The organism is Vibrio zhugei, from assembly GCF_003716875.1.
GTDB lineage: Bacteria > Pseudomonadota > Gammaproteobacteria > Enterobacterales > Vibrionaceae > Vibrio > Vibrio zhugei.
The window spans coordinates 329682-343348 of record NZ_CP033078.1 but is presented as its reverse complement, the minus strand read 5'-3'; the positions used below and the strand labels follow the sequence as shown (position 1 = coordinate 343348).

Annotated in this window: 12 protein-coding genes; 6 read left to right on the top strand and 6 right to left on the bottom strand. The window is 39.0% G+C overall.

The features are described 5' to 3' along the window. Positions 1–50 precede the first annotated feature (50 nt). Both EAE30_RS06710 and EAE30_RS06705 read right to left on the bottom strand, forming a co-directional pair. Entirely contained in the window at positions 51–1358 is a 1308-nt protein-coding gene (locus EAE30_RS06710; RefSeq protein WP_241967725.1) for a HipA domain-containing protein, read from the bottom strand. 1 nt (position 1359) lies between these two features. Next, a complete protein-coding gene (locus tag EAE30_RS06705) occupies positions 1360–1899 on the bottom strand; it encodes a hypothetical protein (protein WP_123015252.1) in 540 nt (179 codons plus the stop codon). Between the two features lie 105 nt (positions 1900–2004). Here EAE30_RS06705 and EAE30_RS06700 point away from each other — a divergent pair, with 105 nt between their 5' ends. The 6 genes from EAE30_RS06700 (at position 2005) to EAE30_RS18865 (ending at position 9258) form a co-directional block, all read left to right on the top strand. After that, the gene (locus EAE30_RS06700) at positions 2005–2214 is read left to right on the top strand and encodes a helix-turn-helix domain-containing protein (RefSeq protein ID WP_123015251.1); all 210 of its coding nucleotides are present in this window, start codon (positions 2005–2007) and stop codon (positions 2212–2214) included. A gap of 337 nt (positions 2215–2551) precedes the next feature. Then, positions 2552–2896, top strand: a complete 345-nt coding sequence (locus tag EAE30_RS06695) for a hypothetical protein (protein ID WP_078558794.1) — start codon at positions 2552–2554, stop codon at positions 2894–2896. Between the two features lies 1 nt (position 2897). After that, a complete protein-coding gene (locus EAE30_RS06690) occupies positions 2898–5396 on the top strand; it encodes an Hsp70 family protein (RefSeq protein WP_078558793.1) in 2499 nt (832 codons plus the stop codon). Positions 5397–5398: 2 nt separating this feature from the next. Next, positions 5399–6763: an AAA family ATPase gene (locus tag EAE30_RS06685; RefSeq protein ID WP_123017284.1), complete on the top strand. Its 1365-nt coding sequence runs from the start codon at positions 5399–5401 to the stop codon at positions 6761–6763. A gap of 1 nt (position 6764) precedes the next feature. Then, positions 6765–8384 (top strand): hypothetical protein, encoded by a 1620-nt coding sequence (locus EAE30_RS19025; RefSeq protein WP_241967723.1) that lies wholly within the window; start codon positions 6765–6767, stop codon positions 8382–8384. 10 nt (positions 8385–8394) lie between these two features. Continuing rightward, on the top strand, positions 8395–9258 hold the full coding sequence (locus EAE30_RS18865; RefSeq protein WP_199287078.1) for a peptidoglycan-binding domain-containing protein: 864 nt from the start codon (positions 8395–8397) through the stop codon (positions 9256–9258). Between the two features lie 240 nt (positions 9259–9498). Here EAE30_RS18865 and EAE30_RS06670 read toward each other — a convergent pair whose 3' ends face one another. Genes EAE30_RS06670 through istB form a run of 4 tightly spaced genes read right to left on the bottom strand, consistent with a single transcriptional unit; the run spans position 9499 to position 13659 of the window. Further along, a complete protein-coding gene (locus EAE30_RS06670; RefSeq protein WP_089518581.1) occupies positions 9499–9993 on the bottom strand; it encodes a hypothetical protein in 495 nt (164 codons plus the stop codon). Continuing rightward, a complete protein-coding gene (locus EAE30_RS06665) occupies positions 9993–12218 on the bottom strand; it encodes a hypothetical protein (protein ID WP_123015250.1) in 2226 nt (741 codons plus the stop codon). The genes EAE30_RS06670 and EAE30_RS06665 overlap by 1 nt, the downstream gene beginning before the upstream one ends. Further along, complete coding sequence (locus tag EAE30_RS06660; RefSeq protein ID WP_199287077.1) at positions 12211–12900, bottom strand: site-specific integrase; 690 nt, start codon at positions 12898–12900, stop codon at positions 12211–12213. Before EAE30_RS06660 ends, EAE30_RS06665 begins: the two co-directional genes overlap by 8 nt. 18 nt (positions 12901–12918) lie before the next feature. After that, a complete protein-coding gene (gene istB / locus EAE30_RS06655) occupies positions 12919–13659 on the bottom strand; it encodes an IS21-like element ISVch3 family helper ATPase IstB (protein WP_123014102.1) in 741 nt (246 codons plus the stop codon). Between the last annotated feature and the right edge of the window lie 8 nt (positions 13660–13667).

The following is a 13667-nucleotide window of genomic DNA, read 5'->3' as shown; positions in this document are numbered from 1 at the left end:
CTGCTAACGAGTATGTTTACAACACGGGCAACCATTGTTACACCAGATGTTTACTTAATTGTTCTGTTTAACTTTTCAACGACTTCAGTGGCATGTTGAAATATTGCATCCTTTACCAACGCAAACTCCTGTCCAGGGAATCTTTTGTCTATAGAACTCAGTGCGCTACTAAATTGAGCGAGAAAGGCATAGACGATTTCATGGCAGTTCGCATTGCTGATACCAAACTGACTCGCTGTCTGCTCTATATGCCGTAAGCAAATCTTGCTGATATGGTATTTGTATCCTCGTGATGCTTGCAGTCCCATTGCTAGTTTTAGCTTGCGCTTATTTAAGCCCCTATTACCGACAGCGGGGTAAGCTGATAGCAAATCGTAGAAAGGTGTTAGTTGATAGTGCCCGCCAGGATCAATATGCACGGAAAAATTCTTGAGATGACCGTCTGTAGCACCAAGAAGGCACTGTAAAATCATGAACTTAAAAAAGTTATGATTGTTCGTCTTGCTTTGCGCAGAGAGACTTAAAACATCAACAATTTTGGAGACACTTAGGTTGTTCTCCGATTGATATTTTTGATGTTCAGGTACACCCAAAATCTGGCAGAAATCTTCTTGGTGTCTACGAGTCACAACTCCATCACCAAAACATCGGTCGAACCGTTTTACTGCAAGGGCTTTAGCTCCTGATTCTACGGTTATTATGTCCATATCGGGGACTTTAAAACCAAGTTCCCTCGCTATTTGAGTACAGATGAATTCATTCTCAACACTGCCGCTCATATCTAGTACTGAGTTGCTTTGCGCGATTACATCCATTGGGTATTTGATAATGTGGCTACTTAGAGATTTCTCTTGAGGTACATACCATTTACCGTTCAACCTAGTTAGCGTTGTTTTTCGCTGTGTTCCCGAAATACAAGGTCGATAATCCCCAAAGAATGGAAGAAATGACTTACGCTGGGTAACAAGTTCATTTAATTCACTTGCCGAGATCTCTCGATATTTCCACCCTATCTTTGGCGGCTCCCTACTCTCAGTATATGAAATACCGCCCGTGCAATCGTGACCAATTGTTGAGAGTAAGGTCAATACATCGTTGGATTGCACACCGACCGAGTGAGCTAGGCTTAATCGTTCTTCTTTCAAGTCAGGAAGCAGGTTATGCATAAAATTCAGTGCATTAAATGATGGACATTCTCCCTTTACAAGCGGCAGGCTTAACGAGATCGGGAAAGCAGAATCATATGCTAACCATTGTTCAGAATACGAAAATGACCAGTAGCTCTTCGACTGTTGGACAAACTGCCCCACGAGCATGTTGTTATTTGTGGCATGTGCGTAAACTATAGGATTATGCAAATTAGCTCTCACTTTCTTCTAGTTGGGCTGTGTTTTTGTAGAAGGTAATTGCGTTTTCTACTGCCTGCATTTCGGCTTTGAGATCCAATCTACGATTGTCATACTCGGATATATATTCGTCTAAACACACCCGAAGTTCTGAGTGTTGAGTACACAACCGATTGAAATGCTTCCATGTCCTTTTATGAAGAGAATAGGACTCTGACAGCTCTGACTGTTTATCTTGCAAAATCGTCAAAAGGCTTTCTTTTTTAAGAGAAAAGCAGTTGGTGTCCTCACTGTAGTTGTCGTAATCCACGACCTCCCAGTCGATATGGTTAAACATAAAACCTTTGGAAAATTCTTCATCACCATGCTTATCGAAACCACACGAAAGGACTGCGCCGATAAGCGACATTTCCTTCAATTTTTTTTCGACGTATTCATCTGATAAGTATTCTTTCTCATCACAGTCTATTGGAAACGACGTTAAGTCATTAGCAGAGAAATGTTCATTGTAATAAATGGCGAGAAATAACTCTTTTCTGATCTTTACCTTCATGTGTTCAATAACGGCCTTTATTGATGATTTTGAGGATTATAATCCGTGGAGTTATATGCCGCAACTGTGCAATTGTTCAACAAATTAATTTCATAAATAAAAAACATGAACAAGAAGCTTGCAGCACTTGTGGGCAAACGCATTGCAAAGATGAGGAAATCCAAAGGGTTAACTCAAGATAAGCTCGCGTTGCTCGCAGAGATAGATAGAAGTTATGTGGGACGCATTGAGCGCGGTGAAGTCAATATCACGATTGAGAAGTTGTATGAGATTGCGGAGACTTTGAGCTGTGATGCTAAGGAGCTTCTACCCTAAATTACAGTGAATTTTCATTCAGTTCTGTGTGAATACCATCAATGTCACTTACAAGATTTTTCGGTAGTATTTACTGCACTGTCAGCAATCGGGACAATCTGATTTGTCTTAACTAGGCTATGCGTAATGTGTGGTTTTTGTTAAAGTAATGACTGACTATAGAGTCATCAACTACCCTGTCCTTACGTGTATAACTAAAGTCTATTGAGTGATCTTTAGTTCTTCAATATCAGCGAGGATGAGAACGAGCGTCAGTTTGCCTTGATGCTAACTAGTAAGCTTTAACCCTATTTATACACTTAAATCACGTCAGACAGCACTTACAGGTGATAAATAAATGTCAGAATTAAAAGAATCATTAACTTCCATAGCCATAGAATCATGGCGCTTCAGTAAGGTCTTTGAGCGTATGCTTGAAAAGGTGGAGCCGCACGAACAAGGTCGGTATGCAAACCAATACAAGTGGTTTCAAAAGAAACTCAACGAGAGTTTGAATCAAGCAGATTTGCGATTAGTGAATCTTGAAGGGCAAGCCTATGACATTGGCATGGCTGTAACTGCAATAAATATCGAGGACTTTGATGAAGAAGACGAACTAATCGTTGAGCAAATGATCGAGCCTTTGATTATGAATGAACAAGGGATCGTAAAACCAGGCACAGTTGTTTTGAGGAAAGTATAAAGTGAAACATTTTATAGGAATTGATTTAGGAACGACAAACAGCGCGATATCTTCTTTTGATGGAGTAAATACAAGAGTCTGGAAAAGCCCAATTCAAACAGACGTTACACCCTCGGCAATATATATTGATAGGCGAGGTAGAAAACTAGTCGGACAATCGGCTTATGAGCAGGCGGCTCGAAGTCCAGACAACGCAGCCGTGCTGTTCAAGCGACTAATGGGGACTAGTAGTACACTCCAGTTTAAAGCTGTTGGTGAGTCAAAAACTCCCGTTGAGTGCTCATCAGAAGTACTAAAAACACTATTCGGTTATTTGACTGAAGAAATCAGAGAAAACAAAGATACTGGTGTAGTAATTACTGTTCCAGCCGCATTTAATCAGATGCAAAAAGATGCAACGATGGAAGCTGCTTCCCTTGCAGGCTTTAATAACGTTGCATTAATGCAAGAACCTGTTGCCGCAGTGATGAGTGTTATGAAAAACAATGCATCCGATGGTGTTTTTCTTATCTACGACTTAGGTGGCGGTACACTAGATATCGCAATTGCGGAAAGTCATGCAGGAAAAGTTAATCTCTTATCTCATGGTGGGATCGCGATGTGTGGAGGAAGAGATTTCGATAGAGAAATTTTAGACAATATTGTTCGACCTTGGTTGCGAGAGAATTTTGAATTACCTGATGATTTCGTTACTAACCCTAATTATAAAACGCTTATCCGTATGGCAAATCATGCAGTAGAGAGAGCAAAAATCGAGCTATCTTCAAGAGAGGAGTCAATAATCTCCCTTACAGAGACAGAAGCTCGAACTCAAGATTTGTCAGGAGAAGAAATATATATTGATATTGAGCTTACAAGGGAGATGTTTAACAAGCTTATTGATAAACGAGTTAATGCATCAATCGACGCAGCAAGAGAAGCATTGAGTCAAGCTCACCTAACACCAGACTATATCAATAAAGTAGCGTTTGTCGGTGGTCCAACTAACTATAAACCACTCAGGGATAAGGTTTGTTTCGAGTTGGGGATAGAGGGAGACAATAGCATTAACCCAATGACAGCAGTTGCTGAGGGTGCGAGCATATTTGCAGAGTCCATAGATTGGGATTCACAAGATAGGTCAAGAAAAAGCTCGCGTGGCAAGTTGTCCCTAGAAGGTAACGTCAATCTTTCATTTAATTTTCATGCGAGAACACCGAAGAATATAGCTCGAGTGCTTGTACAACTTTCAGATGCTCACACTCAAGATGAATTAGAGTTTCAAGTTGATTGTATTAATACAGGTTGGACATCTGGTTTACTCAAGCTAAAACATGGTGCAGCACTAAATCTACCATTAAATCAGATGGGTGAGAATTCATTCAAAGTTTTTGTCTTTAACAATCAAGGTCAATCTGTCGATATAGGACAAGATGTTATTACAATAACTAAAACGGCCGCGAGTGTTGAAGCAATCCCTGCATCACATACGATTTCTATTGAGGCGCTTAATCAGCTCGGTGGTAGTTCTGGCTTGGTTCCCTTGGTTAAAGCTGGTGACACTTTACCTGTCAAGGGTAGAGCTAATTTTAAAGCAGCAGAATCTCTAAGGGCAGGAGCAATATCAAGTATTAACATTAAACTTTGGGAAGGAGACATCAAAGAACCAATTAGCGACAACCGACCGATTGGTGTCTTAAAGATTTCGGGAACAGACTTTGAGCAAGGAGTTATTCCAGCGGGTGCGGATATTGAATGTGAATATGAAATATTGGACTCTGGCGCTATAAAATTGGAAGTATCAGTGCCGAGCATTGGAAGTGTATTTGATTCGGGGAAAAACTTCTATTCTCGTCAAGAAGGTCAAGTGGATTATAGTTCTTCACTTGAACTTGTTAAAAGCGAGGGTGAATCATTACTTGCAAGGATTGAAGCTCTTGAAGGGGTTATTGATAGTGAAATGCTACAAAATGCAAAAAATAAAGCTGTAGTAGCAGCAAATCTTGATGCTAACACTCAGCAAGCTGAAGACACACAAGAAGCGATGGAACAGATTTACGAAGCTAAAAAACTATTGTCCAAGACTCGTGACGCGAATCTAGCTCAGATACGTCAAATTGAGGTCGATGACCTAGAAAGCTTTTATACTGACTATTTATATGAACTTGCTTCAGAGTCAGACCGCTCCCTGATAAACCGTTTGTTTAGTTCCGCAAGAAATGCCCTATCAAGTCGTAATGGTGACTTTGAGAATATCGTTGAAGAGATTCGAGGTAAAAACTTCCAGATTCTTTGGAATCAGGACTGGTTTGTTGTCGAGAAGTTCAAGTCTATGGCTACTTCAGCACATCTTTTCTCTGACAGAAGTATGTTTGACCGTTTAGTAAACGAAGGAGTCAATAGGTTAGAAAATGATGATATCGATGGAGTGAAAGAAATCATATTACATCTAAGTCAAATCCAGATTGGTATGATATCGGACAACGAAATTTTGGCAAATGCAAATATTGTGATGGGATGATAATGAACGATCTCTTTTTGCCGAATGGCTATCATTTACCTAGCGGTCATAAAGTTACAAAAAAAATTCAATCAGGGATTGGGTGGCAAATTTTTGTGACTAGCAATGACTCTCGAGTGCTAGTCATAACTGAGGAGTTAGTGAACAATAACTTTGACAATGGTATTTTGCCTCGGAAAGTATTCACAACCTGCTATATAGGCGGAGAGATCTTTTATCTTCATGAATCAGAACCTAGATATGAGCTAAGTCATATAAAATATAGTAACGTTCCCAAGGATTTCTCTGAAGCTAAAGCATTCGCTCATGCTTTTAGAGCCACCAGAAATTTAGCTTCTGATCTTGACCTATCTGATGCTATCTACATAGAGAAATTCTCTCGCCTACTAGTTGTTGGAACTGATACTACAGCACCTAAATCCGATGAATTGGTCTTGGGAAAGTGGTTAACAGGCGGCGTCGGTTTAAGTGCTACCAATACAGATAGAATAAAAAGCTTAAGTGGTATCAATGATCTTAGGCTTCTACACGAAATATTACTTGATTCTGGTGTTATAAAAGAGACTATTTCTGTTGTTGAGATTGAGAAGCCACCTCTCAAGGAGTTCCGTCTTGTAGGTAGGAATCAACTTGAACATTTTCTCATTGAACATGTGGTAGATATTATTGAAAATCCAAGTTTTTACGCTAGTTTAGGTATTAATTTTCCTACTCCTTTTATACTTCATGGCCCTCCTGGTTGTGGAAAAACTTATGCAGTTGAGCAACTAATTGATTATTTAAAGTTACCTTCCTATCATATCGAATCAAGTACTGTAGGCAGCCCTTACATTCATGAAACGAGTAGAAAAATTTCTGAGATATTTGAAGGTGCAATAAATAATTCTCCAGCAGTTATCGTTATTGATGAGATGGAGAGCTTTGTAAGTAGTAGAAGTCATGGTGATATTGGATTACATCGTGTTGAAGAAGTAAATGAATTCCTACGACTTATACCTAAAGCTATTGCCAATAATGTCTTAATTATTGGCATGACCAATCAATTAGACATGCTTGATTCAGCGGTGACCAGAAGAGGACGTTTTGATTTTTGCATAGAAGTTAAAACACCTACTAGAAGTGAGATCGAAGAGCTATTTGATCACTTAGTGATGAACTTTCCCTGTGACTTAGAGCAATGTACAGAGAATATATATAACGGACTTTATGGTCGTCAGCCATCAGATGTTGTGTTTGTTGTTAAGGAAGCGGGACGCATTGCAGCAAGGCGAAGAAACAATTTATTAACAGCCGAGTGTTTTTTGATGGCGATAGAGAAATTACCAAGATTAGATAACAAAAAGAAAAATAAAATAGGCTTTATTTAAAATGAATATAATCGATAACCCTTTTAACTTGCTAAAAGCATCAATTAGAGACAATAAATCCACTCTAGTGGATTTAGCTGAAGATTACTCTCTTATAAATAATGATGATTTGGGAAGCAAATATTTTAATGAACTTACATCTCCAAGAAGAAGGTTAAGGATAGAGGTATCTTGGTTACTAGGTGTTACTGACACAATTATTAAAGATCTAGTTAACAACATTTTTGATATTAATTTTATATTAAAGTCTACAAATCTAAACCCATTATCTAAAGCAAACTTACTAGCTTCTTCTATAGAAAAACAATCATCTATTGATAAAAAAATAGCTATTGAACTACTCCATGAGTTAAGTCAGACTTCTGAAATTATTTATGCAGATGAAACTCAAGTATTGATTAATCAAGAACGTAAACGTTCTAACTTTCTGATGGTCGAGTCTTTGGAAGATATAGAACAAGAATTGGAAGTTAGAAAAAAATATTATAAGGATTCACTAATAGGTTTACTAGACACTCTATCATCGAATGATATTGTTGAAGTGGTAACGGAAGCTACTTTGCTAGAAACAAATAATGGCAAAAAACACTGTAGTAATCTAATAAAAGAGATCGTTGGATACTATGAACTTAAAGCCCAACATTTTTTAAAAGAAGAAGAAAAGAATATAGATACTATATTATCTATCATAGATGACTCTTTAAAAAGTAGTACACCACAGGGTTCTATATCAGTTTATGTTGAAGAGCTTGTTAGAGTATTGAGAAACTGGGATCTTGTTGCACAGCCTATCCAAATATTATACATGAGCCAAGGTCTAAAACATGAAATGAGCAACAATCTTGCTTACAAAGTGCGCAACCTAAGCTTAAAATTGTTTAATGAATATGATTATGTAAAACTAACACAAAGGTTGACTCATGTCTTGCAAGAAATTTTTGAAGAAGACTTTGAGTTTAAGGAGAGATCTGAAAAAGATTTATCCGATATTGATGATATATTACATGATAGAGAATTAGCAGAAGAGTCAAGTAAGAAATTTTCGGAAGAAATAACATACCAAGTTGATATTGGGTTTGCTTTTAAGAATAGGTTCTATATTAACCCTGAGATAATTGAATGGAAAGGTACTGTTATAAAAATCGCAGACATTCAATATATTAGGTGGGGTGCAATTTCAAGAAGCTCTAGTACTGAGTATCATATTTCATTTGGAAACAAGAGAAATATGGAAGAAATAACAATACGCAAGCAATCCACATTCTCGGATATTGTTGACCGTTTATGGAAGACAGCAGGAGTTAATCTACTATTTAGTTTCATGGCAGCTCTAAGAAACGATGAAAACATTTCTATAGGAGGTGTCGTTATTAATGATTATGGTATTCAATTAGAGAAATCAAATTTATTTTCTAAAAATGAACAAGAATTTTTAGGTTGGAATGATATTGAAATATACAGTAACAATGGCAATTTCATTATAAATAAAATTGGGGATAGAAAAATGAATTGCACTCTTTCCTATTTAAGTGTAAATAATGTTCACATTCTTGAATCGATGATTAGAATGAAGTTTAAAAAGCCTGGTGCAAGATTAAGTGATGCACTAATGTCAGATTGAGAAGACCAATATGAATAACAAGAAACCTATGGGCTTTAATGGTATATCTAGTCTTGTATCCAAACTAGATCTGACTGGGCCTGAAATAGCACAAGAACCTATAGACGAGACTGCGTTACACAATAGTATTTCTAAAGAAGAAGCAACACCAAAGTCTTCAACTAGAACAGAAAAAACTATTGAAGAAGAGTCAAATTCAAAATCTGGCTTCAGCCCTTGGGTATGGGTAGCTCTTTTAATAATCATTATTGTTGCAATCGTATCATCTCAAGAAAATCATAATAATAGCTCCTATTCTGAGAGCAAAAATAAGAACATAACACCTGAAAGAATAACAGTTCCTCGAACCGATAAAAACACAATCAATAATAATAACAAGCTCACATTCTCAATGCCTGAGCCTGGTTCAAATAGAGTTCTTAGCGTTTCAGAGTTAAGGTGGTGTTTACGAGAAGAAATAACATTAAATACCTATCAAACTGAATTAAATGTTAATCGCTCTAATGATAGGGTCATTGATAAGTATAATGAACTTGTTGAAAAGTATAATGCTCGATGTGGTAGTTATAAATACTATGAGGATCAATTAAATAGAGCCAAACGAGAAGTATTTTCACTGAAGAATGAAATTGAATATAATGCACTAAAAAATTTCAAATTATTAGATACAAGAACGAACAGCGTCAACTCAAATAAGTACGATGTGCTCGACGTGCAAAATGCCTTAAAAATACGTGGTTATGATGTGGGTACAGTAGACGGACTGATGGGTAATAGGACAAGAGATGCAATAAAGCAATTTCAACGAGATCAGTTGTTAGAAGTCGATGGTAAAATATCACCGAAGCTCTTAAATCGCTTACAGATTCGCTAATTGACTATTGCGTTCATTGATGTCTTTTTTACTGTATGGCGATAAAGGACAATCGGGAGACTCGAAAGTGCTTAATTTTTAAAGATAATGTGATTAGGCTACACATTATCAAACACTTAGCTTACGCGAAGATAGCGATTCCTTAAATTTACTACAAATATACCTTTGTATTCGGGTACATATAGATAAGATCTGTCGTTTGCCCCTCCCCTATGACGAAGATGAGGGGCAAAGGACACATTATTTGGACTTGGCAGGCAGGCCATCATCAAGTGTAGAAACTAACTTATTGAGATCAACGCCATCCATTTTCTGAAGGTTGTATTGCCATCTCGCAAACCTTTCAAGCAACATATCATTTTGAGAATTAAGCCTTTTATTTTCTGAACTAAGCCTTTCATTCTCTTTTTCAAGCTTTTCTACTTGCTTGATTAATTCTGCAATCGCTACGTCATCATTCCCTAGATTAGAGATAAGATCACTTAATTTGTCAGTACTTTCGAACAACGACTTGGCATCTTGGATAGCTTCTGATTTCTTTTGCCTTAGCTGCTCTTTCTTCAAATCAAAAGCATGCTTAATTTCATCATACTTGGTGAATGTGAAACGTGATGGCGGCTTTTTTAGGCCAAGTTCTAACTGTAATTTCTCAGCCAAAAGCTCATAACTAAGTTTGCCAGTCCACCCATCGATGATAGCCAGTATCGTTTCTTTGTTATCTGGAACAAAAGCCATTATGCCTCCCTCATATCAGATAGTGCTAAAGCCATAAGATCAAACCCTTGGATAGCGCTTTGTTCATTTATATTCAGTGAGCGCTTCACAGGAGATGGTGATAGTTCATCAGGTATTCTAACGTGTGCGCCATCCGCTTTTTTTGGATCTTCAAGAAGAAAAATGAGTGTTTTTATCTTAGACAATCGAAAGCCCAGAGCTGTAACCCATCTATCCGCTCCAAAAACCTGATCTTCTGTGGCGGCTTTTGCATGCCTCAATTGCTCTTCATATAGCGCTTCAAGAGTTTTTAACTCATCAAGAGAGTGAGGCATACCTTTAAGGCAAACATGTTCATTACAGACCTCACAGTCACCATTTTTAACACATGGACTTTCGGCATAGTTATGAACACAGAAGCCTAACCCCGTGAACTGAGCAACACCATCCCTATCAACCCCAAGAGCTTTCAGTGAGATGGGAAGTCCAAGGTCATGTAAAACCATTGGCGGTGGCGGCGCTTCGGCAGTGTATGGTTCTAACAACTGGTTAGCTTGAGCAACAGTCATGACACCAGATCCAATCGTAACATGCCCAATACGCTGAGTTAGACGTGACTTTTGCTTTTCAGTTCGTCCGTCGTAAGCTTTGTTTTGCTTGATATCAGCTCGCCCTGACCATTTGGCGATAAGCCAATCAGCTTCACCTGCTAACTTTAATTTCGTGTTTAACCAGTGACGAAATTGGTGACTATTTAGCTTGAGAGGTGTCCCATCTTCATCTGTGATACCTAGCTCATCAAAAATTGATTCTATGCCTCTGTCAGAGCCGATAGCATCACTCAGAGAGCCATGTCCAAGATGAACCCATGAGAAGGGCTTAACCGCGAATTCCTTGTGAAATTCATGATCTCTGACTAATGTGATGCAATCCCATACTTTCATGTCGCCATAATTTGGGAAATCCAGCGTCTTATATTGTTCATCAATAACAGAACGGAGATCCCTGTAACTAGGAAATCGAATGACGATTCCTGTTGGCTTACCAGTGTATCTATTTACGATCTCATTGTTCGGGAGAACGATGTGTCCTTGACACAAGTCCTTTTTCCAATCGTTCACATTGTTCAAGCCGCTAATTAAACGATTTAACCACTTGACGTTGCTACCATACGTCGTCCAAGTGATGTCGGTTCCTCTTTCTGATTTACCTGTTTTAAATCCCATTACTTTCGCGAACTGATTATATGTCAAAGGCTTGTCTTGAGAGCTTTCTGAGTCACTAGCCAACATGAACAGATCAGGATTGTCGTACGCAAATTTTGCAGCAGATCTGGCTGGAGCAGAAATCTCAACAAGTCTTTCAAATGCTTGTTTAACAACGTCTTCTAGCAAAGCTGGCACCCACTTTCGAACGGCATCCCCTCCTTTGGCAGGATGCCACATCAAGTACCAACGACCTTTATCACTTTGCTGTAATGAATTGACAGTCAAACCATTCAATTCGGTATTTCGGCTGGGCTGGCACATCAACATAACGCAAAGACTACTAAAATACTTCTGGCGTGGTGTCTTCGCTTTATGAAAAGCGTCTGCTACTTGCAACATCTGATAATCTGACGGGCATTTATCTTCCATTTCCTTGCGACTTTTTTCGTCTAGTTTTATGCTCGCGTCAGATTGACGAGGAAACGGGTTCGACCAATCTTGTAGATCTAGTTTAAATCGTTTTTCTTTGATGAATTTCAATACCTTTTCGAACGAAAGGCCGATATTGCGTTTGCCGCCAGCGCCTAAATCACTGCTCCGTATCTTCTGCTCTACGCGATCAATTACATTATTGTTGATGTTCATTATATCAACTGAAGATTTATCATTGTGAGCAGCGTGCTCTTCTAATGCTTGATAGAGGAATACAAGTGATGAAGCCCAAGTAGTTGAATCTTTCTTGTTAAGCGATTGCTGGTAGCGAACATATGCTTTCGCAAAGTCAGAAAAAGGAAGCTGGAAAGGTGTATATTTTGAATGATTCTGACTTGCCCCAAAAACAATCGTCAGCTTTTTTCCTTTTTCCGTCTTCCACGACCACTTATCACATTCCCAGCCATTCTGAATAATGCCTTCAGGGGTTTTGAACTGAATGTCTTCAAACAGACTCAGGTCATTTTTTGCAAAAGCGATAAAATCATCATAATTTTTTTGAAAATCAATTTGATGCTTAGGAGTAAACAGCAAAACATTAGACATTTAAGGCTCCTTCATTTTCTAACTCTTGCTTTCTTGCGTTGCACTTTAGAATGACCGCCTTAATAGCATTGATACTGCGGTTATGTCCTTGTAAAACAAACTCACTGGCTCCCATTTCACGCTTTCGATCTCGTTTCAAAACGACGCTTTTCAGCATTTTCTCATGAGGAGCATTTAACCAAGGTTGAAATTTATTGCATGTGTAGCAATGCACAGAGCCATTAGCACAAAAGCCAAATGTTCCACAATTTCCTAAAGGGTTGCCTTCGTCATTATTAATTCTGCTTCGGGGATCGTTAGCTCGAATTGCGTCTTTTTCACTGTCTATTAACGTGCCAGAAAAAGCTTGAGCTAATGGGGTAAGATCGGTAGCTAGCGCCTCGTCGATTCTATCCGCCATCTCTTCATTAAACTCGGTATACACGGTGACCTGTTGAGTATCTTCATGCCCTAACTCCTCAGCTATCGTATGCTCGCTGGCTCCAAGCATAGACATGTTCGTCGCATGAGTGTAACGAAATCGACGTGGATTAATATGCAAATCTCCATAATCCCCACCCACTTTAATTCGGGTTGTTTTTAAGGGGCAAAGCCGAGCTAATCTTCGTGTTATTTCCCCTATGCGTATTTCGGTGATTGCGATCGCTTGTTTCGGTTTATTCCGATCACCTGATCCTGTCATTTTTCTCTCTTCCTATTTTTACTCTAAGTGATCGGATTGCGCCAGTTTTCTCATTGATTCACCTCCCAGTTCTATTCGATGACTATTGTGTACCAGCCGATCCATGAGAGCATCTGCGACGGTGGCGTTGCCGATCATGTTGTACCACTCTTTTACAGGTAATTGGCTGATGACGATTGTGCTGCTGTTTTGGTAACGATCTTCAAGCACTTCTAATAAGTGGCCCGCGTGTTCCTGAGTCAGTTTTTCCATCCCCCAGTCGTCGAGGATCAGTAAGCCTTTCTTAGCCAACGATTGAAGTTGTTTTTGATAGCTGCCATCCAGACGTCCTGCGGTCAGGTCATCAAGCAAGCGAGTTAATCGGTAGTATCTGACCGTTTGTTGTTGGTCGCAGGCACTGGTTGCCAGTGCACAACCAAGATACGTTTTACCTGCTCCTGTTGGGCCTGTGATCAAGATGTTTTGGTGCTTGTGTAGATAACTGCCCGTTAGTAGTTCGCTCATTTGTTTACGGTTGAGGTTTCGTCCCTCCTTGTAGACGAGTTGGCTCGGCTGTGCATCCACTCTTAATTTGGCTTGTCGTTTTAAGCGTTGGATTTTGGTCTGATTGCGATTCAAGATTTCGCTTTCCAGAAGCAGGCTTAGTCTCTCCTCGAAGTCCAGCTCTGCGTAGGTCGTCAGTTGCTCTTGTTGCTGCTCTAACGCTTTCGCCGCATGGCTCAACCGCAGGGTTTTTAGTTGGTTATTGAGTGTGTTCATATCCTTTC